General features: G+C 72.2%; 14 protein-coding genes. 8 read left to right on the plus strand and 6 right to left on the minus strand.

Features of this window, described 5'->3' with window-relative positions; all coding sequences use genetic code 11:
- Nucleotides 1-12: 12 nt before the first annotated feature.
- On the minus strand, nt 13-891 hold the full coding sequence (locus B4N89_RS28925; RefSeq protein WP_235618834.1) for an AIM24 family protein: 879 nt from the start codon (nt 889-891) through the stop codon (nt 13-15).
- A gap of 326 nt (nt 892-1217) precedes the next feature.
- Here B4N89_RS28925 and B4N89_RS28930 point away from each other — a divergent pair, with 326 nt between their 5' ends.
- Nucleotides 1218-2150 carry a TIGR03620 family F420-dependent LLM class oxidoreductase gene (locus tag B4N89_RS28930; RefSeq protein WP_235618835.1) on the plus strand — a complete coding sequence of 311 codons (933 nt, stop codon included), beginning with the start codon at nt 1218-1220 and terminating at the stop codon, nt 2148-2150.
- A 57-nt stretch (nt 2151-2207) separates the two neighbouring features.
- Here the strand turns inward: B4N89_RS28930 and B4N89_RS28935 are convergent, their stop codons facing one another.
- Nucleotides 2208-3263: an aminotransferase class V-fold PLP-dependent enzyme gene (locus B4N89_RS28935; RefSeq protein ID WP_078978708.1), complete on the minus strand. Its 1056-nt coding sequence runs from the start codon at nt 3261-3263 to the stop codon at nt 2208-2210.
- Between the two features lie 199 nt (nt 3264-3462).
- On the minus strand, nt 3463-3957 hold the full coding sequence (locus tag B4N89_RS28940) for a hypothetical protein (RefSeq protein ID WP_078978709.1): 495 nt from the start codon (nt 3955-3957) through the stop codon (nt 3463-3465).
- Between the two features lie 266 nt (nt 3958-4223).
- Here B4N89_RS28940 and B4N89_RS28945 point away from each other — a divergent pair, with 266 nt between their 5' ends.
- From B4N89_RS28945 to B4N89_RS28955, 3 genes are all read left to right on the plus strand, one after another.
- On the plus strand, nt 4224-5705 hold the full coding sequence (locus B4N89_RS28945; RefSeq protein WP_235618836.1) for an MFS transporter: 1482 nt from the start codon (nt 4224-4226) through the stop codon (nt 5703-5705).
- A gap of 154 nt (nt 5706-5859) precedes the next feature.
- Complete coding sequence (locus tag B4N89_RS28950) at nt 5860-6717, plus strand: ABC transporter ATP-binding protein (RefSeq protein ID WP_078978711.1); 858 nt, start codon at nt 5860-5862, stop codon at nt 6715-6717.
- Between the two features lie 2 nt (nt 6718-6719).
- Complete coding sequence (locus tag B4N89_RS28955) at nt 6720-9188, plus strand: FtsX-like permease family protein (protein ID WP_201260927.1); 2469 nt, start codon at nt 6720-6722, stop codon at nt 9186-9188.
- A 1060-nt stretch (nt 9189-10248) separates the two neighbouring features.
- On the opposite strand, the gene B4N89_RS28960 is transcribed toward B4N89_RS28955, so the two are convergent.
- On the minus strand, nt 10249-10923 hold the full coding sequence (locus B4N89_RS28960; protein ID WP_078978712.1) for a response regulator: 675 nt from the start codon (nt 10921-10923) through the stop codon (nt 10249-10251).
- A complete protein-coding gene (locus B4N89_RS28965) occupies nt 10920-12305 on the minus strand; it encodes a sensor histidine kinase (RefSeq protein ID WP_078978713.1) in 1386 nt (461 codons plus the stop codon). The genes B4N89_RS28960 and B4N89_RS28965 overlap by 4 nt, the downstream gene beginning before the upstream one ends.
- Nucleotides 12306-12622: 317 nt before the next feature.
- On the opposite strand from B4N89_RS28965, the gene B4N89_RS28970 reads away from it, so the two are divergent.
- From B4N89_RS28970 to B4N89_RS52715, 3 genes are read left to right on the plus strand one after another with little or no spacing between them, the layout of a single operon-like run.
- Nucleotides 12623-13249 carry a DUF2269 family protein gene (locus tag B4N89_RS28970; RefSeq protein ID WP_078978714.1) on the plus strand — a complete coding sequence of 209 codons (627 nt, stop codon included), beginning with the start codon at nt 12623-12625 and terminating at the stop codon, nt 13247-13249.
- A gap of 59 nt (nt 13250-13308) precedes the next feature.
- Nucleotides 13309-14091: an ABC transporter ATP-binding protein gene (locus B4N89_RS28975; protein ID WP_078978715.1), complete on the plus strand. Its 783-nt coding sequence runs from the start codon at nt 13309-13311 to the stop codon at nt 14089-14091.
- A gap of 6 nt (nt 14092-14097) precedes the next feature.
- Nucleotides 14098-16638: an FtsX-like permease family protein gene (locus tag B4N89_RS52715; RefSeq protein WP_078978716.1), complete on the plus strand. Its 2541-nt coding sequence runs from the start codon at nt 14098-14100 to the stop codon at nt 16636-16638.
- A gap of 2806 nt (nt 16639-19444) precedes the next feature.
- On the opposite strand, the gene B4N89_RS28990 is transcribed toward B4N89_RS52715, so the two are convergent.
- Nucleotides 19445-23263, minus strand: coding sequence for an ABC transporter ATP-binding protein (locus tag B4N89_RS28990; protein WP_078978718.1), 3819 nt, complete (start codon nt 23261-23263; stop codon nt 19445-19447).
- A gap of 145 nt (nt 23264-23408) precedes the next feature.
- Here B4N89_RS28990 and B4N89_RS28995 point away from each other — a divergent pair, with 145 nt between their 5' ends.
- A complete protein-coding gene (locus B4N89_RS28995) occupies nt 23409-24761 on the plus strand; it encodes a GH1 family beta-glucosidase (protein ID WP_078978719.1) in 1353 nt (450 codons plus the stop codon).
- The last annotated feature ends 230 nt before the right edge of the window (nt 24762-24991 follow it).

Genomic DNA, 24991 nt, shown 5'->3' on the forward strand with positions numbered 1-24991 from the left:
GCCCGGCGCCGATCAGCGTGGCGGTCCGTACGGTCCCGGTGGGCCGTAGGGGCCCTGGGGGCCGGGCGGACCGTACTGCCCGGGCGGGGGGCCGTACGGGCCCGGCTGTTGCGGCGGCGGGGGCGCGGCGCCGTGCGGGCCGCCGGGGCCGGCCCAGCCGTTGTTCCGGAAGCCGTCCCGCCCCATGCCGAAGTAGCGGTTGCCGTCGGTCGCGGTCAGGTTCGCGGGCAGGATCTCACTGGGCTGCACCACCACGTAGCCCTCGCCGATGAAGGCCATCGTCCAGCCCTCGCCGGTCTGGCGACGGCGCCGCCAGATGCGCTGGGACGTGGTCTGCGCTTGGAGGCTGGTCTGGAGGCCGGCGGTCCAGGCGATCACCGCGTCGGCGTCCGCGAACACTTCGCGATCGTGCGAGGCGCGCAGCACGAGCGGTGCGCCGGAGGTGGTGATCACGATCTTGCCGGTGCCGCCGATCTGCATCGAATACGCGCCCATGCCGCCGACGTTGTAGCCGGCGTCGATCTGGATCACGCTCCAGTTGAGCGTGCCGTCCAGGGCCAGCACGTTCTCGTCCTCGACGATCAGCGCCTCGTTGTTCAGGTTCAGGATGTGGATGCTCTGTGCCTGGTTGGCGAGATAGACCGTGCCGTGCCCGTGGCAGCGCATCAGGTCGAGCATGTCGCCGGTGAGCGCGCCGGTGCGCAGTTCGGCCGCGCTCTGGAAGGCGCCCTCGAACTGCACGTTGCCCTGGTAGGCCACCATCGCGCCCTTGCGGGCCAGCACCTCGGTGCCGACCTCCGGGGCCAGCAGGACCCGGAGCATGTGCGCGCTCTGCAGGCTGTAGCGCTCTGCGGACTGGCTCACCGTGTGGTTGAACAGCGGACTCTGCACGAGGTCTCCGACGGATCCGGCAACGGCGTTGGCGTGGTGGGTGCGGCGGGCGTGGTGGTTCGACGGCGCGGGCGGGCGGCCGAACCGGCAACGCCCGGTCGCAGCACAAGACTCATGATTCCCCGTCGGCGGTTCCGGCGGAAACCAAGGGCTGCCCATGTCGGTGGCGGGGGAGCGGACGGGTCTCTGTTACGGCGTTACAGTGCGGCGGTACAGTGCGGTGGCGCGGCGCGATGTCGTGTCGCGGTGCCGCGTCGGGGCGTCGCGGCGCACGGCGGCGTCGTGTTGGTTTCGCATCGCCGTTCCACGACCTCTCGGGGGTTCCCATGACCACGCCATCGCCCGGTGTGCCGGCCGCGCATCGACCCGTTCCGGAGTTGGGGCGGATCGGCCTGTGGACCGCCGCACTCGATCACATGCCGGTGTCGCGACTGCGCGAGACGGTGGCCGAACTCGACGAACTCGGCTACGGCACGCTGTGGTGGGGCGAGGCGGTGGGCCGTGAGGCGTTCACGCAGGCGCTCCTCGTGCTCGGCGCCGCGCCACGGATCGCCGCCGCGACGGGGATCGCGAACGTCTGGGCGCGGGACGCGATGGCGGCCAACGCGGCGGCGCGGACCGTCGACGACGCGCACCCGGGGCGGTTCCTGACCGGGCTCGGGATCAGCCACGACGGCCTGGTCGAGGGCCTGCGGCCGGGCGGACGCCGGTACGAGAAGCCGCTGGCGCACCTGCGCGAGTACCTGGACGCGATGGACTCCGCCCTGTACCTGGCCGCCGGCGCCGACACTCCGCGACCGGCGCGGGTCCTGGCCGCGCTCGGCCCGCGCATGCTCGACCTCGCGCGCGAGCGGGCCGAGGGCGCGCACACGTATCTGGTCACCCCCGAGCACACCGCCGAGGCGCGCGCGGCACTGGGCCCGGACCGCCTGCTCGCGGTGGAACAGGCGGTCGTGCTGTCCGACGATCGGGAAACCGTGCTGCGCCGCGCCCGCACGCACCTGGGCATGTACCTGTCCCTGCCGAACTACCGCCGCAACCTGCTGCGCCTGGGCCTGACCGAGGCCGACTTCGAGGCCGGCGGCAGCGCGCGGCTGATCGACCGCCTGATCCTGTCCGGGTCGGAATCCGCCGTCGAGGAAGGTGTTCGGGCGCACATCGCGGCAGGCGCCGACCACGTGTGCCTCCAGGTACTCGGCGACACCCTGGGGGAGGCTCCGACCGCGGACTGGCGGCGGTTGGCGGCGGCGCTGATCTGAAGGCACCCGGGTGGGCCGGGACCGGAGTCCGCGGGCGGTGCCCGGCCCTCCCGCCGGTCACGCGGTGAGCGCGCGAATCGCGTCGTCCACCTCGGCCTCGGTGTTGTACACGTGGAACGCCAGACGGGTACGGCCCGCGCGGGCGGAGAACCGGATGCCTGCGGCGCTCAGCCGGGCCTGGGCGTCGGACTGTTCGATGGCGACGATCGCGCTGTCGCCGGAGGGCAGGCCCAGGCCGGTCAGGAAACGGTTGGCCAGGCCGACGTCGTGGGCCCGGATGTGCTCGACGCCGATCCGCTCGACCACCTCGAGCGCGGGCGCGGCGCCCACCTGGCAGAACCAGGCCGGCGAGGTGTCGAAGCGGCGGGCGCCGGCGGCCAGGCGCAGCGGCGGGCCGTAGTAGGGATCCCCGTCGGGCGCGCCCGCGTACCAGTTGGCGGCGTGCGCGAGGGTGCGCTCGGTCAGGTCCGGGTCCACGTAGCCGTACGCCGCGCCGCGCGGGGTCATCAGCCACTTGTACGCGCTGACCACGAACAGGTCGTAGCGGGTCACGTCCACCGGCAGCCAGCCGCACGCCTGGGTGCCGTCCACGTAGACGCGCGCGCCGTACGCGCGGGCCGCCGCGACGATGTCCGCCTCGGGGGCGATCGTTCCGTCCGCCGACTGGACCAGGCTGAACGCGACCGCGGTGGTGCGCTCGTCGATCGACTCGACCAGCTTGGACACCGGCACGGTGACCACCTCGACGCCCCGGGCCTGCTGGACCAACCACGGGAAGAGGTTGGAGGTGAACTCCACCTCGGGCACCACCACTCGCCCGCCGACGGGCAGCCCGGCGGCGAACGGGGCGAGCAGGGCCGAGGTGGTGCCGCTCGCCATGATCGTCTCGGCCGGTGCGCCCACGAGGCGCCCGAAGGTCGCCCGGGCCCGCTCGCCGGCCGCGTGGAACTCGTCCATGTCGGTGCGACCCAGGCGCCACGACTCCTGGGCCAGGGTCATCGCCTCGTACGCGACGTCCGGCGGTAGACCGTGACTCGCGGTGTTGAGCCAACCGGGCTCCGCACTCCACCGTGCGTGCCCGCGGATCGGATTCTGGTCCGGATTCGAGTCCATGCGTCGAGGCTAGGCGGCGAGCGGATCGCCCGGACAGGGCCAATGAGAGGCGAGTGGCCTGATTTTTGCGCGGTTCGCTTGATCCGACGGCAGGTGAACGGGCCACCCGGCGAGGTGGCCCGCCGTGTGGCCTGTCGGAGTGCGGATGATGTGGCCCGCCGTCCGGCCCGCCGAGGCGCGTGCCGGATGGGGTTGCCGCCTACGTCGCAGCGCTCTCCGCCGCGGGGTTGCCGTCCGTCCGGGCGGCGAGCCAGTCGGGCCACGGGACCGGGGGATTGGGCAGGGGGGTGATGTCGCGTTCGGCGCACAGGCGTTCGAAGCCCTCGCGGTCGGCGGGGACCGCCCTCGGGTCGCCGCACATGATCTCGTACAACGTCGCGCCCTCCGGGCCGGCGATCAACGGGCCGAACGCGGCGCCCTGTTCGAGCGTGATGTGGGTGCCGGTCGGGCAGGGGCGGTCGCCGATCAGGACCTCGCCCGCCAGTACGAAGACGTAGTGCTCGGACATATGGCCGTGGCGTTCGACCACGACGCCGGCGTCGTAGCGGGCGTAGATGACCAGGCGCTCGGGGGACCACTCCAGGAACTTCTCCCAGACCGACGTGCGCCGTCCGCCGTGCGACTGGGCCTTGACCTCGTGCCAGGGGGTCTCGGAGATGTGGGTGATGCGCAGTTCCGGTTCTCGATCCGTCACGGGGTTGCCCTCCCAGAAGGTGACGATGCGTCAGATCGATCTTGGCATACGACACCAGGCAGAGTTTTGCCCGTTATTTGGCTGATTTCGGCGCTTCGAGCGGCAAATACTTACGCGGAATTTACCCCCGGGTCCCTTCTCCCAGTGTCCTCGTGTCGGAACGGCCGCATACAGTCGGTTGATACACCCAACCAAAACTCCCCACCGCGGGCCGCCGTGTGATCCAGTCGGTGCCCCGTACATGTCGTACATGTAAGGAACCAGCCTTGAAGAGCGCGCAGCAGGCGCCGGCCGCCACTGTCCCGCCCACCACCCCCGAAACCCCGACCGCCTCCGATGCCCCCGGCGCCGACCGAGGGGGGATGAGCCGGACCGGATTCGTCCTGCTCGTCCTGATCATGGGCGCGCTCACCTACTCGCTGCTCCAATCGATGCTGGCGCCGGCCCTGCCGCAGATCCAGACCGAGATCGGCGCGAGCGCGGACGCGACGTCGTGGCTGATGACCGGCTACCTGCTGTGCGCGTCGGTGACCACGCCCATCCTCGGGCGGCTCGGCGACATGTACGGCAAGAAGCGCCTGTTCGTGTTCACCATCGGGATGCTCGCGGTCGGCTCGCTGGTCTGCGCGCTCGCCGACTCCGTCGGGCTGATGATCATCGGTCGAGTGATCCAGGGCTTCGGCGGCGCGGTCTTCCCGCTGTCCTTCGGCATCGTGCGCGACGAGTTCCCGCCGGAGCGCCGGGCCGGTGCGATCGGACTGATGTCGGCGATCATGGGCATCGGCGGCGGCATAGGCATCGTGGTGACCGGGCCGATCATGGATCACCTGTCCTACCACTGGCTGTTCTGGATCCCGATGGTCACCTGCCTGGTCACCGCGGTCGCTTCGTGGTTCCTGATTCCCGACTCGCCGGTCCGGGTCAAGGCGAGAATCCACTGGCTCGGCGGCGCGCTGATGTCGCTCGGTCTGGTCGGCGTGATGCTCGCGCTGAGCAAGGGCGAGTCGTGGGGCTGGGGTTCGGTGAACACGATCGGGCTGTTCGTGGCCGGATTCGTCTTCCTCGGGCTGTGGGTGTTCGCCGAGTCGCGCGCGGCGGAACCGCTCGTGGACATGCGGGTGATGCGGCTGCGCGGAGTGTGGGCGACCAACCTCGGCGGACTGCTCGTCGGCTTCTCGATGATGGCGGGGATGCTCCTCGTACCGCGCTTCCTGCAGATGCCGGAGAGCACCGGCTACGGCTTCGGTACGACCGTGACCGTGTCCGGGCTGTACGTGCTGCCGCAGGCATTCGCGATGTTGCTGATCGGGCCGATGGCGGGCGTGATCGACAAGCGCTTCGGGTCGAAGCTCGCGATGGTGGCCGGGTGCGTGCTGATGGCCGCCGGGTTCGTCTTCCTGGCCACGCTGCACACCAGCGGGTGGCACATCCTGGTGGCGATGTTCGTGTTCGGCATCGGCATCGGGCTGGCCATGTCGGCGATGGCCAACCTGATCGTCGGCGCCGTGCCGGTCGAGCAGACCGGCATCGCCACCGGCATCAACACCATCGCCCGCACCGTCGGCATGTCCTGCGCCAGTGCGATCTCCACCACGCTGCTCACCGCCAACCCCGGCCCGGGCGGGCTGCCGGCCGAACGCGGCTTCGTGTTGACCTTCGTCTGCGCGGCCGTCGCCGCGGTCGTCGCGCTCGGCGTCACCTTCGTGGTGCCCAGCCGGGCCAAGCCGGGCGCCCGTCCCATCGCCTGACCGACGCGCCCCGCACCGAACCTCGGGGGTGGTGCTGACCCCACCCCCGATTCGCGTGGTCGCCCCATCGTGCCCGACCCCTCGCGATCCGTAGCTTCGAACCTGTTGGTTACGACAGCGGTACCGGGCAGCGGTACAGGACACGGGAGGCAGCATGTTCGGGCGAGGCGGTCGCGGCACTCGGCAAGCGAAGCGGGATGCCGAGTACCCTCCGCGGCACGGGGTGCCCGTGTCGGCGGACCGTGGGCTGCCCGGGCCGGTCGACAGCGCGGTGCGGCTGGAGGCGGTGGCGAAGGCTTATGGGCGCGGCAGTTCGGCCGTGCACGCACTGCGCGGCATCGATCTGGTCATCCCCCGGAGCACCTTCACGGCGGTCATGGGTCCCTCCGGATCCGGCAAGAGCACCTTCCTGCACTGCGCCGCCGGCCTGGACCGACCGGACTCGGGACGGGTCCTGCTCGGCACCGACGACCTGACCGCGATGAAGGAGAACCAGCTGACCCGGCTGCGCCGGACCCGGCTCGGCTTCGTGTTCCAGGCGTTCAACCTGCTGCCCTCGCTGACCGTGGAGAAGAACATCCTGCTCCCGCTGCGGCTCGCGGGGCAGCGGCCGGAACGCGGCCGGGCCGCCGAGGTGCTGGCGATGGTCGGACTGGACCGGCACACCCGGCGGCGGCCAGCGCAGCTGTCCGGTGGTCAGCAGCAGCGGGTGGCGATCGCCCGTGCCCTGGTCACCCGGCCCGACGTGCTGTTCGCGGACGAGCCGACCGGCGCGCTGGACACCACCACCGCCGCCGAGGTGCTGGCGCTGCTGCGCCGGGCCGTCGACGACACCGGGGCCACCGTCGTGATGGTCACCCACGACCCGGTCGCCGCCTCCTACGCGGACCGGGTGGTCTTCCTGGCCGAGGGCAACCTCGCCGGGGAGCTGTACCGGCCCACCCCCGAGGCGATCGCGGCCCGGATGGTCGACCTGTCCCAGGGCAACACGCGGCAGCGACAGGCGGCCTGATCATGTCGCTGCTTCGACCCAACGGGCTCGCGCGCACCTCCGTGCGCTTTCGGCCCGCGTCCTTCGCGGGCTCCTTCGTGGCGCTGGTGTTCGCCGCGATGCTGGTCACCATGTGCGGTGTGCTCCTGGAGAGCGGGGTCCGCGCGCACTCCACGCCCGAGCGGTACGCCGACACGCCGGTCCTGGTCACCGGGCCCGCCAAGGTGAGCAAACAACTGGGCAAGGGCGAGGGCAAGTACACCGAGTCCGCGCCGCTGCCCGAGCGCACCCGGATCGACGCCGGACTCGCCGGTCGGATCGCCGCCGTACCGGGGGTGCGCGGGGTCATTCCCGACGTGACCTTCCCGGCGCAGACGGGGCGCGCCGTGCTGGACGGGCACGGCTGGTCCTCGGCGACGCTGGCGGGTACCCGCGAGGGCACCGCGCCGGGCGCCGGGCAGGTCGTGCTGACGAGCGCGGCGGCCGATGGCGCGTACAAGGTCGGCGACACCGTATCGCTGACCACGCCCGGCGGTGAGGCCGAGCTGCGGGTGAGCGCGGTGGTGCCGGGTCGAGGCGCGCACCTGTACGTGTCCGACGTGGACGCGCAGCGGCTGGCCGGGCATCCCGGCTCGGTCACCGCGATCGGCGTACTGACGGCCGCCGGCGCGGACCCGGGCACGGTGGCCCGCGACGTCCGCGCCGCGGTGACCGGCACCGACGCCAAGGTGTCCACGGGGGACGGCCGCGGCGCGGCCGAGGACATCGCGTTCGGCGACACCCAGGAGATGCTGACCTCGATCGGCGGCACCCTCGGCGGCATCGTGCTCCTGGTGGCGGTCTTCGTGGTCGCCGGCGCCACCGCGCTGTCCGTGGGTCAGCGCCGGCGCGACATCGCGCTGCTGCGTGCGGTCGGGGCCACGCCCTGGCAGATCCGCCGGATGATCGCCACCGAGACCGGCCTGGTGGCGCTCGCGGCGGGTGTGGTCGGGGTGCTGCCCGGCGCGCTGCTCGCCCGCTGGTGGTTCGGCGCGATGGACAGCCGGGGCCTGATCGCGCACGGCGTCACCGTGTCGGTGAGCTGGATTCCGATGGTGGTCGCGATCGGGGCGGGGGCGCTGACCGCGCTGGGCGCGGGACTGCTCGCGGCCCGACGCAGCGCGAAGATCAAGCCGACCGAGGCGCTGGGTGACGCGGCCTCCGAGCGGGTGTTCGTCGGCTGGTTCCGGCTGCTGCTCGGACTCGGCACGCTCGGCGGCGCGATCGCGGTGACCCGGTTCGCGCTGCACGCGACCGGCGAACAGGCGGTCGCCGCGTCCGGCGGCGTGATCATGCTGTTCATGGTCGCGATCGGGCTGCTCGGGCCGATCCTGGCGCACGTACTGGTGTCGGTGATCGGCTGGTTCGGGAGCCGGTTCGGCGCCATGGGGCAACTCGCGTTCGACAACGCCCGGGCCAACTCGCGGCGTCTGGCGTCGGCGATCACCCCGATCGCCCTGGCCGTCGCCTTCGCGGCCACGCTGACCTTCATGTTCGCGGCCGAGGACCACCACGCGAGCGTGCAGTCCCGGGACGCGGTCACCGCCGACCGGGTTGTGGCCGGGCCGGGCTTCGCGCCGCAGACCACCCAGCGGGTGGCCGCCGCTCCCGGAGTCGCGTCGGTGACGTCGGTGCTGAACACCTCCGTGGTGGTCGTGCGCGACGGCGGCCTCCAGAAGGAGAGCGCCCAGGGCGTCGGCGGCACCACGCGGGATCTGGCGACCACCCTGGACCTCGGGGTGCGCGAGGGCAGCACCGACGCGCTGCGGGCCGGTGCGCCGCAACCCGAGGGCGGGGCCATCGCATTGGATCGGCAGTTGGCGTCGGCGCTGCACGGCAAGATCGGCAAGCCGGTGTCGTTGTGGCTGGGCGACGGTACGCCGATCACGCCGGTCCTGGTGGCGATCTACGACCGGGGCCTGGGCACCGCGGCGGCGACCCTGCCGCGCGCCGCGGTGGAGCGGCACGTGGAGACGCCGTGGGACGCGCGGCTCCTGGTGCGGTTCGCCCCCGGCGCCGACGTACGGGCCGCGGACGCCGCGCTCGCCGGGCTGACCCGGCAACACCCGGGGACGTCGGTCGACGACCGGGCGGGCTACGCGGCCCGGGTGGACAAGGACCGCGAGGTGAACAAGTGGCTGAACTACATCATGCTGGTCATCCTCGCGGGGTTCGCGACGATCGCCGCGATCAACACGATGATCGTCACCACGGCGGCCCGCAGCCGGGAACTGGGCCTGATGCGGATGATCGGCAGCACCCACGGCCAGGTCCGAGCGGTGATCCGGCGTGAGGCGATCCTGGTCGGGGTGATCGGCCTGGGTCTGGGCCTGTCGGTGGCGATGGCCAGCCTGGTGCCGTTCAACAAGGGCGCGTTCGACACCACGACCCCCTACGTCCCGCTCCCCCTGTGCCTGGCGATCAGCGCGGCAGCCCTTCTCCTGGCCCCCTGACGGTGGCCCCGGTGACCCGCAGACTCCTACGCGCCACCCCGATCGACGCAGTAGGCGCAAAGGAGTAACCCACCCAAACCCGTAAGGGCGAGGCGGCGGCCGAAGGCCCCCACCTCGCCCTTCCGGGCACCCTCCACCGAACACACGCCAACACAGCCACTTCGCCCCACCACCACCTGCGCCCCGCGATCCCCACACCCGCCCGCAACCGCCGACCCGCTCGCGCACCCACCCGCCGGCACGCGCGACCACCAGCCGCCCACCGCCCATCCGGCCCACCTGCCTGCCGGCCCAGCCCGCCCACCTGCCCGCCCACCTGGCTGCTGGCCTGCCGGCCCACCTGCCTGTCTGCCGGCCCGCCTCCCTGCCGGTCGGCCTGGCCGGGCCACCTTGTCCGCCTGCTGCTTGCCGGCCCGCCTCCCTGCCGGCCTGCTCGCTCCACCACCACCTGCGCCCCGCGATCCCCACACCCGCCCGCCCGCAACCGCCGACCCGCTCGCGCACCCACCCGCCGGCACGCGCGGCCACCAGCCACCCACCGCCCAGCCCGCCCACTGCCGGCCCAGCCCGCCCACCTGCCTGCCGGCCCGCCTCCCTGCCGGTCGGCCTGGCCGGGCCACCTTGTCCGCCTGCTGCTTGCCGGCCCGCCTCCCTGCCGGCCTGCTCGTTTGCTTGCCTGCCCATCGGCTCGCCCGGTGGTCACCCGCTCGCTTGCCCGCTTGCTTGTTTGCGCACCGGCTCGCCCGCTTGCCCGCTCGCCCAGGGGCCGCCCGCCCACCCGCGCGCTTGCCCGCCCCCTGCCTGCTCGCTTGTCCGGCCGCCCATCGGCTCGCCCGGGGGCCGGGTCGCTCGCTTGCCTGTCCACCCACCCACCCACCCACTCGCCCGCCCGTTTGCCTGCTCGCTCGTCTGGCCGCCCTCCGGCCCACTGGCACCCCGGCCCGTTCGCTTGGTTTGCGCCCGCACGCCCGGACACCCGCCTGCCCCTCTGCCTGGTTGTGGGCCTGCGGGCGGGTGTCTGTTTGCTTGGCTGTTGGTTCGGTTGGTGGGGCCGTGGGGGTCAGGGGGTGGTGTGGCCCGGGGTGACCAGGGCGGTTTCGTAGGCGAAGACCACGAGTTGGGCCCTGTCGCGGACGGACAGTTTGGTCATTGCCCGGCTTACATGGGTTTTGGCGGTGAGGGGGCTGAGCACCAGGCGTTCGGCGATCTCGTCGTTGGACAGACCACGGCCGACCAGGGTGACGATTTCCCGCTCCCGATCGGTCAGCAGCGCGAGTTCGGCCATCGGCGCGGCGGTCGGACGCAGCGCGCCGGCCGCGTATTCCTCGATCAATCGGCGGGTCACGTTCGGCGACAGCAGCGCGTCGCCCGCCGAGACCACCCGGACGCCGCGCAGCAGTTCGGCCGGTTCGGTGTCCTTGACCAGGAAGCCGCTCGCGCCGTTGCGCAGCGCCTCGAAGACGTACTCGTCGAGGTCGAACGTGGTCAGGATGACCACCCGCACGGCGGTGAGCGCCGGATCCGCCGCGATCAGCCGGGCCGCCTCCAAGCCGTCCATGCCCGGCATGCGGATGTCCATCAGCACCACATCGGGGCGCAGTTCGCGGGTGAGCCGCAGCGCCTCGCCGCCCTCACCCGCCTCGCCGACGACCTCCATGTCGGGCTGTGCGGAGAGCAGGGCCCGAAAGCCCGCGCGCACCAGCGCCTGGTCGTCGGCCAGCACCAACCTGATCATGCGTCCCCCTCGTTGGGCCGCGCCGCACCGCCGGCGGTCGCCGCCGACTCGACCGGCGAATCCGCGTCGCCATCATGCCCGTCGGCGCGCTCACCGTAGGGGAGGTGTGCCTGCACGTGGAAGCCGCGCCCCGGCACCGGCCCGGCCACGCAGCGCCCGCCGAGCGCGGCGGCCCGCTGGCGCATGCCGTGCAGACCGTTGCCACCGGAGGTGAGCGCGTCGTCGTCGGCCGGCCGCGGCGCCCCGACGGCGCCCCGGCCGTTGTCCCGGATGGTCAAATCCAGGCCGGACTTCCCATAGCCGACCCGCACCACCGCCTCGCTCGCCGCGGCGTGCCGCAAGGTGTTGGTCAGCGCCTCCTGGACGATCCGGTACGCGGCGAGGTCCACCGCCGCGATCAACGGTCGGGTGGTGCCGGTGCGCTCGACCCGCACGGTGAGGCCGCCCGCCGAGGTGCGCGCGACCAACTCGTCGAGCAGGTCCAGCCCCGCGGTGGGCGCACGCGGGGCGCCGTCGGGACCCGAACGGTCCACCGCGTCGCCCTTGAGGATCTCCAGCACCGAGCGCAGTTCGCCCAACGCCTCGCGACTGGCGTACTTCACCGCGGTCAGCGCCTCACGCGCCTGCTCCGGGGACGAGTCCATCAACTCCAGTCCCACCGACGCCTGCACGTTCATCAGCGAGATGTGATGGGCGAGCACGTCGTGCAACTCACGGGCGATCCGCAGCCGTTCGTCGCCCGCCCGGCGGCGCTCGGCCTCGGCCAACCCGAGCGACTGCACCCGGGCCCGCTGTTCCTCGGCGGCGAGGTAGGCGCGGCGCAGTCGCACCACCTCGCCGATGCCCGCGAGCACCAGCATCCACGCGGCGAGACCCAGCGCGAGGCCCGGTGCGGGTATCGACTCGGCGGTCACCAGCGGGGAGATCCAGACGAAGCTCGTGTAGCCCACCGCGAGCACCACATACGCCAGCAGGCGCAGGCCGGCGGCGAAGGCGCTCCACAGCGCGATGATCATCGCGAGGAAGAGCGGCCCGCGCGGATAGTCGAGCATCGTGTAGAGCAACCCCGCGCCGACCGCCACCAGGAGTACCGCGGCCGGATACCGCCGGCGCACGATCAGCGCCAGCGGACCGAGCGCGACCAACAGCACGCCCCACGCGTCCAGGCCCCGGGGGGCGTCCGACTGGTGTCGGGCCGCGAACACCATCGTGACCACCTGGATCGCACAGACCACCAGCGCGAGCGCGACATCGCGCGCCGCGCGGGGGATCGGGCGCAGGGCGTGTGCGAGCCAGCGCGCGCCTGGGCCGGAAGCGCGCAGCCACGGCGGCCCCGGGCGGGAGCCCGGGTGCCGGGGCGAGAGGTTCGAGGGGCTCGTCATGTGATCAACGGTAGGGGGAGTCGGGGGCGTCGCGCGTCGGCTGAGCGTGGGCTTGTCGGATGCTCCCGAGGGAGCAGATCAAGCCCCGTGGACTGCTTCCCAGGGAGCAGGAAATCACCGGTCGACCCGCCCTTCGACCTGCCGGCGCAGCAGGCACGGTGCATCCCCCGGCCGGACGCCGGCCGGCCCGCGAATCGGAAGAGTTGAACCCGTCGACGAGGCCGCGAATCCCACCGGATCCCACCCCTCGCCGGCGCTGCCCGGGCCTACCCGCCCGACCGCGCGTCCCCAACCGTCGGCCTGCCAGGAGGCACACCGTGAACGCGTCCCCGACAACCGGGACCAGGCGCTACTCGAAGTCCGTCCGTCGAGGCGTCAACTCCGCACACGTCGTCTTCGCCGTCGGGCTCCTGGGCATCGAGTGGGTGATGCTGGCGATCGCGGTCGTGGGCCGCACGACCGACGACCGCGCGCTGCAACACAGCGCCTATCGGCTCATGCGCGTCTTCGTCTTCACCGGCGGCATACCGTTCGCCGTGCTCGCGCTGGTCACCGGCGTGCTGTTGTGCCTGAAGACGCCGTGGGGGCTGTGGCGCCACCTGTGGATCAAGGTCAAGATCGTGCTGCTCATCGCGGTGATCGTGGCCGGAGCGGGCGTGATCAGCCAGTTCGCGCACCGGATGATCGCGCACAGCGCCCCCGACGGAAACGCGGACGCGCTGCCGCCGCTGCAGACCTGGCACATCGTCCTGGTGGTCTTCCAGGTGATCGCGCTGATCGTTGCCACGGCGCTGTCCGTCTTCAAGCCGTCCGGCGATCGATCCCGCGGCCGGTCCGGGCCGCGTCGACGCCCCGGCGGCGCCGAGGGCACGACCACCGCCGCGGAGCGATCCGGCCCGACCTCCGCCTCCATCCCCACGCGCCGGCGCGTGGGCGCCGGCTGATCCGCGCCGCACGCCACCCGTTCCTTTCCGTCCACCCGCAACTCCTCGCGAGGATCGTCATGACCACGAACATCGACCCCACCGTCGTCCCCGACGCGGCCCGAGCCGTGCGCGTGTCCCGCGTACACGGCGAAGGGGACACCACCGTGCGCGCCCTGGACGACATCACCATCGGCTTCCCCCGCGGCAGATTCACCGCCGTGATGGGCCCCTCGGGATCCGGGAAGTCCACGCTGCTGCACTGCCTGGCCGGCCTCGACGCCGTCACCGACGGCGCGGTCTACCTGGGCGACACCGAACTCGGTTCGTTGAGCGACCGACAGCTCACCCGGCTGCGCCGGGACCGGATCGGCTTCGTCTTCCAGGCGTTCAACCTGCTGCCGACCATGACCGCCCTGGAGAACATCGTGCTTCCCGCGTCGCTCGCCGGGCGCAGGTCCGACCCGGCCTGGCTGGATCGGGTGGTGGCCGCGGTCGGACTGGAGCAGCGGTTGCAGCACCGACCCGGCGAGTTGTCGGGTGGCCAGCAGCAGCGCGTCGCGGTGGCCCGGGCGCTGGTCGGCCGGCCGGAGATCGTGATGGCGGACGAGCCGACCGGCAACCTCGACTCGCGCGCCGGCGCCGAGGTGCTGGCGCTGCTGCGCAACGCCGTGGACGAACTCGGGCAGACCGTGCTGATGGTCACCCACGACCCCGTCGCGGCGGGCTACGCGGACAGTGTGGTGTTCCTGGCCGACGGTCGCATAGCGGACCACATGGAGGCGCCGACGCCGGACCGGGTGCTGGACCGGATGAAGGCGTTCGATCGAGTCGCCGCCGGTGCCGGCAGCCGAGGGGAGTGACGTCCGATGCTGATCCGTCTCTCGCTCGCCAACCTGTGGGCCCGCAAACGCCGGCTCGTGGGACTGTCCCTCGCGGTGCTGCTCGGCACCGCGTTCCTCTCCGGCGCGCTCGTGCTCGCCGACACCTTGAGCTCGTCCATCGGCGGGCTGATCCGTGACAGCGGCGCCGGCACCGACGTGGTGGTGCGCAACGCGACCGCGGTCACCGACCGGCCCGGCAGCCAGCGCGGCGGCATCGACGCGGCGCTGGTGGACCGGGTCCGGGCGGTGCCGGGGGTCGCCGCCGCCGAGCCGGTCATCCAGGGCTACGGCCAGGTGGTCGGCAAGGACGGCAAGGCGCTCACCGGCAACGGCCCCCGGACGGCGGGCAATTGGGTGCCGGATCCGGCACTGACGCCGTACCGGCTGGCCACCGGGCGCGCCCCCGCCAAGCCCGACGAGGTGGTGATCGACCGGGCCACCGCCAAGCAGGGACACCTCGCCCCCGGCGACCGGGTCACCGTGCTGACCCCGGGGCCGGTCCCGGTCACGATCGTCGGCGTCGCCACCTTCGGCGACGAGGATGCCTTCGGTGGCGGCTCGTACACCGCCTTCGACCTCGAGGGCGCGCGGCAACACGTGCAGCGCGATCCGGGCAAGGTCGGCACGATCGCCGTGCGGGCCGTGGCCGGCACCGACCAGAAGGAATTGGCCGCGCGGATCCAGCGGGCACTGCCCGCCGACACCCAGGCACTGCCCGGCAAGGCGGCCACGGGGGAGGCGGTCGATGCCGTCGAGGACGGCTTCCTGAAGGTCTTCCGCACCTTCCTGACCGTGTTCGCGGTGATCGCGCTGGTGGTCGCGGCCTTCTCGATCAACCACACCTTCTCCGTGGTGGCCGCGCAGCGCACCCGCGAGGTCGCGCTGATGCGGGCATTGGGCGCGAGTCGAGGGCAGGTGCTGCGGCAGGCGCTGATCGAGGCGTTGCTGATCGGTGTGGTGGCGTCCGCCGCCGGGCTGGCCGCCGGGCTCGGACTGGCCGCCGGGCTGAGGGAGTTGTTCGCCTCGATCGGCTTCACGCTGCCCGCTCGGGGGCTGGTGTTCAAGGCGGCCACGGCGCTGACGGTATTGCCGGTGGGCATCCTGGTGACGGCGTTCGCGGCGCTGGTGCCGGCCCTGCGCGGCTCGCGGGTGGCGCCGGTGACGGCGCTGCGCGGTGCGGGAGCCGAGCAGGTGCGGTTGCCGCGGCGTCGACTCGTCGCGGGGCTGGCGCTGCTCGCGGCCGGGCTTGGAATGGGCATTGTCGGCGGTGGCATGGTGGGCCTGGCCGTCGCGGCGCCGGCGGTGCTCGCGGGGGTCCTGCTGGTCGCCCCGGCGGGGATCCGGGCCGCGGGCGGACCGCTGACCGCTCTGCTGCCGCGACTGCGCGGTGCGCCCGGTGCGTTGGCGCGGGGCAACCTGCTGCGCAGTCCGCGTCGGACCGCCGGTGCGGCGACGGCGATGCTGCTCGGGATCGCGATCGTGACGGTGTTCGCGGTGTTCGCGGCCTCGTTCAAGGAGGGCTCCGGGGCGGAGACCCGCAAGGTGGTCGCCGGGCAACTGGTGATCGGCGGCTCCTCGCCCGCCGGCTGGGCCGGTGGCGGACACAGCCCCGAACTCACGCGCCGGACGGCGCAGATACCGGGTGTCGAGGCGGTGAGCGGGCTGCGCAACGCGACCTCGCTCGTGGACGGGCAGAGCCGGCAGATGCTCGCCGTCGACTCGGCCCGGCTGGACCGGTTGTTCAACCTCGACGTGACCCGCGGGCGGGTGACGGCACTGGGCCCGGCCGGGATGGCCGTGTCGGAGAGCGCCGCGAAGGATCGCGGCTGGGTGCTCGGCTCGACGACCGAGGTCACCTTCCCCGACGGCGCCCGGCAGCGCTTCACGGTGACGGGGCTGTACGACCGCACGGCGATCGTCGGCGACTACCTGATCGATCGCACGGCGTGGGAGTCGCACGCGGACGCGGCCCTGGACGCGGCGACGGTGTTGCGGCTGGCGCCGGGTGTGGCCACGGGGACGGTCAAGGCCGAGGTGCAGCGGATCGCCAAGGACTACGGCGCGCCCACGGTACGTGACAAGGAGGGGTTCGTGGCGGCCCGGGCGAAGATGCTGCAGACGCTGGTCGCGGTGGTCTACGTGCTCCTGGCGCTGGCGCTGCTGATCGCGCTGGGCGGGATCGCCAACACACTGTCCCTGGCGGCCCACGAACGCACCCGCGAACTGGGCCTGTTGCGCGCGATCGGCGCGGCCCGGGCCCAGGTGCGGTCGGCGCTGCGCTGGGAGTCGACGCTCGTGGCGGTGATCGGAGCCGCGACCGGGCTCGTGGTCGGACTGTTCCTGGGATGGGTGGCGATCCGCGCCATCGGCGGCCCGAACGCGGGGGCGGCACTGCCGTTCGCGGTGCCCTCGACGCAGTTGGCGGTGCTGGTGGTGGTGGGCGCGCTCGGCGGATTGCTGGCCGGAGCACGTCCCGCCGCACGGGCAGCCCGACTGCCGGTCCTACGCTCGATCTCGGCCGAGTAGACACAACCCCGACCGCCGGCCGAGCCGAAACACCTCGGCCGGCGGTCGGGTTTTGCTCGACTTCGGCCTCAAGCGCCGGCCGGGCTGGGATGTGTCGGCCGGCGGTTGGGTTTTGTTGGGCTTGGCTTCGGGTGCCGGTCGGGTTGGGGTGTGTGGGCCGGCGGTTGGGTTGTGGTTTGGCTTTGGCCGCAAGCGCCGGTCGGGCTGGGATGTTTCGGTAGGCGGTTGGGTTTCGCTTTGGCTTTGGCTTTGGGTGCCGGCCGGGTTAGGTGGGTCGGTCGGTGGTTGGGTCTTGTTCGGCTTTGGGTTCGAGTGCCGGCGGCCGGGTTCAGGTGTGTCAGCCGGTGGTTGGGTTGTGGTTTGGTGCCGGTACGGGTCGATCCGGCACGTGTGATGGGCCGCCGCCGGCGTTCGGGGCTCCAAGACTCCGGGCCTCCGGCGAGACGGGTGCATGGCCTGGCGAAAACCGGCCGGCAGCGGGGAGCGGGTGGGTGGTTGGGTCCGGTTCCCCGGAGGGCCTTTTCGAGTGGGTCGGGCGCTTCCGGCGAGAATCGTGCTTCGGCTGCGTGGGCCGGTGCGGGGTCTGTCCGAGTCGGTGGTGGGTTGCGGCCGGCGTTCGGGGCTCCGGGTTTTGGGGCTTTCGGTGAGGCGGGTGTGTTGGTTGGGGAAAGCGGCCAACGGCGGCCGGCCGGGGAGGGGACTCGGGTTGTGTCTGCCGGGCTTGCGCTCCCGAGTGGGCCGGCTGTTCTCGACGGGCGTCGCGCCTTCGGCTGCGGGTGGCCGGTCCGGCGCCGGCCCGAGTCGGTGGCGGGTTGCCGCCGTCGTTCGGGCCCGAGAGACTGCGGCTTTCGGCGAGGCGGGTGCGTTGGTTGGGGAAAAGCGGCCAACGGCGGCGGGCGGGGTGGGCGCTCGGGTCCTGTTTGCCGGGCTTGCGTTCGCGAGTGGATCGGGTGGTCCTCGGCGGGCGTTGCGCCTGTGGCTGCGTGCAGCTGGTGCGGGGTTGGTCCGAGTCGGTAACGGGTCGCCGCCGGCGTCCGGGACTGCGGGCTTCCGGCGAGACGGGCGTGTTGCTTGGCGAAAACCGGCCGGCAACAGGGAGCAGGGAGGGCGCTCGGGTCGAGTCCTCCGGAGAGGCTTCCCGGGTGGGCCGGTGTTTCCGGCGGCCGGTGGCATGTGGGTGGCGAAGGTTCACGAACCCGGATCGTGTGGGGTGTTGTTTCCCTGTTCTGAGAGAAAACCGCAGGTCGATGCAGGCGGGCGGCTGTTGGGGGTGTCTCGGGATCCGGGTTCGGCTCCTACTGGGCACTTTCGGTCTTCTCGACGGCCTCTGTGGGGTCGCAGTGCCTGAATCTGGCTCCGATCGGGCGGTTTCGGTCGCCGCCCCTGCGTGGAGGGGGGCCGGAGCGTACGAAACCGGCACTCGACACCCGACTTTCCATCCCGGCCGCACAAAACCGCAGGTCACCGAAGCTCGAAGCCCGCAACCACCCCGCTGGGATCCGGTTTCGAGCCCCAACTCCTTTCCAACACCCCCCGAAACGCCCAGACCCACTCGGAAAGGCTCCCCGACGGACTCAACCGGCCCCCCCGCCGCTGCCGGCCGGTTTTCGCCGAGTAACGCACTCGTCTCGCTGAGAGCCCCCGGTCTTGGAGCCCCGAACTCCGCGGCGGCCCACCACCGACCCGGACCGGCCCCGAAACGGCCCCGGAACGGCCACCCGCAGCCACAGGCCCAACGCCCGCCGAGGACTACCGGCCCTCTACGGAACGCAAGCCCGGCGGACACGACCCGAGCCCCCTCCTCGGCCCGCCGCCGTTGGCCGCTTTTCCCCAACCAACACACCCGCCTCGTCGAAAGCCCCAGATCCCACGCCGGCGGCGGCACACCACCGACTCGGACAGACCCGCATTGGCTCCTCGTCACCGAAGCGCAACGCTCGTCCAGAACACTCGGCCCATTCGGGGAGGCTCTTCGGCGGACTCGACCGGACCGCCCTCCCCGCCCGCCGCTGCCGGCCGGTTTTCGCCGACCCACGCGCTCATCTCGTCGGGAGCTCTGTGTCTTGGAGCCCCGAACGCCGGCGGCGGCCCACCTCCGACTCGGGCAAACCCCGCACCGGCCACCCGCAGCCAAGGCGTAACGCCCGCAGTGGACTACCCGGCCCACTCGGGTACGCAAGCCCGGCAGGCGCGACCCGAGCCCCCTCCTCGGCCCGCCGCCGTTGGCCGCTTTTCCCCGACCAACACGCCCGCCTCGTCGAAAGCCCCAGGTCCCGGAGCCCCGAACGCCGGCGGCGGCCCACCTCCGACTCGGACAGACCCCGCTCCGGCCACCCGCAGCCCAAGGCGCAACGCTCGTTGGGGACACTCGGCCCACTCGGGAAGGCTCTTCGGCGGACGGGACCGGACCGACCGCCCTCCCGGCCCGTCGCTGCCCGCCGGTTTTCATCGAGCAATGCACCCGTATTGTCGGGCACCGCTTGGTCTCGGAGTCCGGGACGTTGGCGGCGTTCCACGACCGTACTCGGGCGGACCTCGCGCCGGCCGCCGCAACCAGAAGCGCGCAATTCGGTAAGCGCGGACTGGGCTGGTGGGGGTGTGTCGGTCGGTGGTGGCTCGGGTGGTGCTTGGGGGTTGCCGATGTTTGGTTTCAAGTGCCGGTCAGGGCTACGTGGTTCGGCGGGGGAGCGTGGGCTGCTGCTTGGGTGGGGTGATGTGGTGTGTTTGTCCGAGGGGGACTGTGTTTGCGTGGGGCGCTCCGGGGTTTTCGGGACCATTGGGTGGTACTTATTTGGTGGGGTTTGGGTCAGGCGGCGCGTTTGGTGGTGGCGGTGAAGGCTGCCCATAGGGAGGCGTAGGGGCCGGATTTGGTGAGGAGTTCGGTGTGGGTGCCGAGTTCGACCAGGCGGCCGCGGTCGATTACCGCGATGCGGTCGGCTCGGGCGGCGGTGGTGAGGCGGTGGGCCACGACCAGGGTGGTGCGGCGGCCGGTGAGGGTTTCCGTGGCTCGGGTGACCGCGGCCTCCGTGGCGAGGTCGAGGGCGGCGGTGGCCTCGTCGAGCAAGAGGATGTCCGGGTCGACCAGATAGGCCCGGGCGAGCGCGATCAACTGGCGTTGCCCCGCCGACAGGTTGCGGCCGCGTTCGCCGACGTCGTGCAGATAGCCCCCGGCCAGGTCGGCGATCGCCGCGTGTGCGCCGACCGCGCGGGCCGCCGCCTCGACCTCGGCGTCGTCGGCGTCCGGGCGGCCGTACGCGATGGCGTCCCGGACGCTGCCGGGGGCCAGATACGCCTCCTGTGGGACGATGCCGAGCCGGTGTCGGTAGGCCGCGAGGTCGTAGTCGCGGACGTCCACCCCGTCCACCGTCACCGCACCGGACGTCACGTCGTAGAACCGGGCCACCAGCTTGACCAGCGTCGACTTGCCCGCACCCGTCTGTCCGACCAGCGCGAGCGTCTCACCCGGCTCGATCCGCAACGTCACTCCCGACAACACCTCGGGCGACCCCGCGGCCACCGACCCCGCCTCCGATCCGGCCTCCGCCTCCGCGAACGCGGGTGCGTTGTACGCGAAGTGCACGTTCTCGAAGGCGATCGCGCCCTTGAGCCCGCCCACCGGCACCGGCACCGCGGTGGCCGGCGGCGGTGTCGTGGTGGGCGTACGCAGCAGATCCCGGATTCGGCGCAGCCCCACCGCCGCCTGCTGATACCCGTCGAACACCTGCGACAGCTGCTGGATCGGCGAGAAGAACATGTCGATGTAGAGCAGGTACGCGATCAACGCACCGGCCGACAACGTCCCGCCGCCCACGCGATGCGCCCCGACGATCAGCGCGAGCGCCGCCGCGAGGCTGGACAGGAACTGCCCGAACGGGAAGTACAGCGCGATGTAGCGCTGCGCCCGAAGCCGGGACGCGCGGTAGTCGTCGCTGCGCTCGGCGAACCGCTCCGAGTTGCGCCCCTCGCGCCGAAACGCCTGCGACACCCGCAACCCCGCGACGTTCTCCTGGAGATCGGCGTTGACCACGCTGACCTTCTCGCGCGCCTCGGTGTACGCCTTCGACGACCGCGACCGGAACACCACCGTCGCCGCGATCAACACCGGCAGCACGCTCATCACGATCAGCCCGAGCTCCCAGTCGAGCACGAGCAGCGCGACCATGATCCCGAAGAAGGTCAGCACACTGACCACCGCGCTGATCAGCCCGGTCTGCAAGAACGTGGACAGCGCGTCCACGTCGGTGGTCATCCGGGTCATGATCCGCCCGGACAACTCGCGTTCGTAGTAGTCCAGACCGAGCCGTTGCAGATGCGCGAACGTCTTCACCCGCAGCGTGTACAGCAACCGCTCGCCGGTACGGCCCGCGACCATCGCCTGTCCGACGTTGACGAACCAGTCCGCCATCACGATCACGATGGCGATCAGCGACACCGTCATGATCGCGCCGGTGGCCCCGTCGTCGATGCCCCGGTCGATCCCGTCCCGGATCAGCGCCGGCAACGCGAGCTGGGCGCCGGTGTCCAGGATCACCAGCACGAACCCGAGCAGCAGCGCCCAGCGGAACGGCCGCAGCAGCGACCGCAGATCGAACGCCGTGTCCGAGCGCCGCGCCGCCGCGTCGTCCACATCGGGCGTATCCGTCGCCGGGGGCAACTTCTGCACCTGGGCCAGCAGTTCGGGCGTGGCCTGGAGCATCGCCGCCCAATTCCCCGGACCACCACCGGTCCGGGTACGGGCCATCGCACTCGTACTCGGCGCCGGGCGATCGGACGACGCCGTCGCGCGATCCCACAACCCGGGCGTCACCCCGTTCGCGCCGCCCGAGGCCGCCCCCGCCTCGGCGAGCGGCGACGGAAGGTGCGCGTCCACCCCCTCGGCGTCGTCGCCCGGACCGGACAGCAGCAGGCGATACAGCGAACACCGCGCGGTCAACTGGTCGTGCGTGCCCACGTCCACCAGCCGGCCCCGGTCCAACACCGCGATCCGGTCGGCCAGTTCCAACGTCGAGCGGCGGTGCGCGACCAGGATCGTGGTCCGCCCCGCCATCACCCGGTGCAGCGTGGCGTGGATCTCCGCCTCGACCTTGGGGTCCACCGCCGAAGTGGCGTCGTCGAGCAGCAGGATGCGCGGGTCGGTGAGCAACGCCCGCGCCAGCGCCACCCGTTGCCGCTGCCCGCCGGACAGGGTCAGCCCCTGCTCGCCGACCACCGTGGCGTAGCCGTCGGGCAGTTCGCGGATGAACTCGTCCGCCTCGGCCGCCCGCGCCGCCGCGCGCACCTGCTCGTCGGTCGCGTCCGGCCGGCCGTAGGCGATGTTCGCGCGCACCGAGTCGGAGAACAGGAAGCTGTCCTCCATCACCAGCCCGATCGCCGCGCGCAGCGAATCGAAGGTCAGGTCCCGCACGTCGCGCCCGTCCACCCGGATCGCGCCCGACTGCACGTCGTAGAACCGGGGGAGCAGCATCGACACGGTGGACTTGCCCGATCCGGACGTGCCCACAAGCGCCAAGGTCTCGCCCGGCTCCACCCGCAGCGACAGCCCGTCCAGCACCGGCCGCGAGGCGACGTAGCCGAACCGCACGTTCGCCAACTCGACCGAGGCGGCGACCGCCGGCAACACCTCGGCGTCCGGCCTCTCGGTCACGACCGGCTGCGAGTCGATCACCTCGAAGATGCGCTCCACGCTGGCCCGCGCCTGCTGGCCGAAGGTCAGCAGGCCGGACAACATCCGCACCGGGCCGACCAACTGGCCCAGATAGGCGGAGAACGCGAGGAACGTACCGAGGGTGATCTCGCCGCGCACCGCCAACCACCCGCCGAGCGCGAGCACGCCGACCTGACCGAGCGCGGGGATCGCGGACAACGTCGGGGTGTACCGGCTGTTCAACCGCACCGAGCGCAACCGGGACGCGAACAGCGTGCGGCCGGCCGCCTCGAGCCGGGCCAACTCCTGCTCCTCCTGCCCGAAACCCTTGACCACCCGCACCCCGGTGACCGCGCTCTCCACCACCCCGGCCAGCGCGGCGGCGTCCTGCTGGGCCTGCCACGTGGCCGGGAATAGTCGCTTCCTGGACAGGTAGGCCACCGCGAACAGCCCCGGACCCACCGCCAGCGAGACCACCGTGAGCAGCGGGGACAGCCAGAACATCACGCCGAGCGAGATGACGAACAGCAGTACGTTGCCGGTCATCATCGGGATCATCGCCATGAAGCCCTGGACCATGGTCACGTCGGAGATGCCCCGGCTGACGATCTGTCCGGTCTGCAACTCGTCCTGCCGGGCCCCGTCCAGGCGGGAGAGCGCGCCGAAGATCCGGGTGCGCAGGTCGTACTGCACGTCGAGGGACAACTTGCCGCCGACATAGCGCCGGGCGTAGGCACACCCGAAGGTCACCAGGGCCGCGCCCACGAGCAGGATCGACAGCGGCACGAGGCCGCCCGTCTCACCCGCGACCGCGTCGTCGACCACCCGGCGCTGGACGAGCGGTACGAGCGCGGTCACGGCCATTCCCACGAGGGAGGCGCCGAACGCGATCAGAACGCTGCTCCGATACCGCCACGAGGCCGCCATGAGTCGGCGGAGCCAGCCGTGTTCGGGGCGGCCTGGCGCGGGTCCGGTTGTCATAGCCAACCATTCTAATTGTTAACCCAGGAAACGATGTTCGGACAAGCACACCGAGCCCTGGACCCCGTACACCCACCGGGCCATCATGGGCCGCGCCCCGGCGCGCCGGGCCGACCTCCGCCCACCGCCGACCCACGGAGCCGCCATGACGTCCCCCGCCACGTCCCCCGCCACCCCCTGGGACCTGCCCGCCGGATTCTCCTGGGGCACCGCCACCGCTGCCTACCAGATCGAGGGCGCGGTCGACGAGGACGGCCGCGGCCCCTCGGTCTGGGACACCTTCTGCGCCGAGCCCGGCCGGATCCGCGACGGCCACACCGGCGCGGTGGCGTGCGACCATTACCACCGCTGGGCCGAGGACGTCGACCTGATGGCCGGCCTGGGCGTGGACGCCTATCGCTTCTCCATCGCCTGGCCCCGCGTACAACCCGACGGCCGGGGCCGGCCCAACCCGGCCGGCCTGGACTTCTACGACCGTCTCGTCGACGCGCTGATCGCCCGCGGCATCACCCCCACCCCCACGCTGTTCCACTGGGACCTGCCGCAGGCCCTGGAGGACGACGGCGGCTGGCTCGCCCGGGACACCGCCACCCGATTCGCCGACTACGCCGGACACGTGGCGGACCGCCTCGGCGACCGGGTGCGCACCTGGATCACCCTCAACGAGCCCTTCATCCACATGGCCTGGGGCTACGCGCTCGGCGTGCACGCACCCGGTCACGCGCTGCTCCTGGACGCGCTGCCGGCCGCGCATCACCAACTGCTCGGTCACGGACTGGCCGCACGGCTGCTGCGCGAGGCCGGCGCCGAGCGCATCCTGGTGTCCAACAACCTGACCCCGGTGACCGCCGCGAGCGAGAGCGAGGCCGATCGCGCCGCCGCGGCCGCCTACGACACCCTGCACAACCGGCTGTTCACCGATCCGCTGCTGCTCGGCCGCTACCCGGACCTGGCCGCCTACGGCCACGACCGCGACGCGCTGCCGTTCGTCGAACCCGGCGACCTCGACCTGATCGGCGGCTCGCTCACCGGCCTGGGCGTCAACTACTACAACCCGACGGTGATCGCCGCGGCCGAGCCGGACGCGGCGCTGCCGTTCACCACGGTGGAGATCACCGGTGTGCCGCGCACCGCGTTCGACTGGCCGGTGGTGCCGGAGGGGCTGACCACCCTGCTGACCGGACTCGGGGCGCGCTACGGCGACGCGCTGCCGCCGATCTGGATCACCGAGAACGGTTGCTCGACCGCCGAGGGCCGGGACGATCCGGAACGCATCGCGTTCCTCGACGGCCATATCGCCGCGGTGGCGGCGGCGGGCAAAGCGGGAATCGACGTGCGCGGCTATTACGTGTGGTCCCTGCTCGACAACTTCGAATGGGCCGAGGGCTATTCCCAGCGCTTCGGCCTGATCCATGTCGACTTCGCGACCGGGACCCGCACGCCGAGGGCGTCGTATCACTGGCTGCGCGAGCGCATCGGCGCCGGGCGGCCCGGATAACGCCCGGCACGGGACATGGACACGTGTGGGAGCGCGCAGGCGCACAATCCTCACCCTTCCGAGTGAAATTGCGTGTCCTGGGCCCTGGGCCAACCGATGACGTCACCCGGGAGGGCGAACGGCGTCTTTTTCTTCGCCGACAAAACCCTAGAGTTGCCGCGCCGCCATGAAATCCCCGGGCGGCGCGGCGGAGCCGTGCCCGGAATTCCCCGGTGCGGCGGGACGCCGAT

Source organism: Embleya scabrispora (assembly GCF_002024165.1).
GTDB classification, from domain to species: Bacteria; Actinomycetota; Actinomycetes; order Streptomycetales; family Streptomycetaceae; genus Embleya; species Embleya scabrispora_A.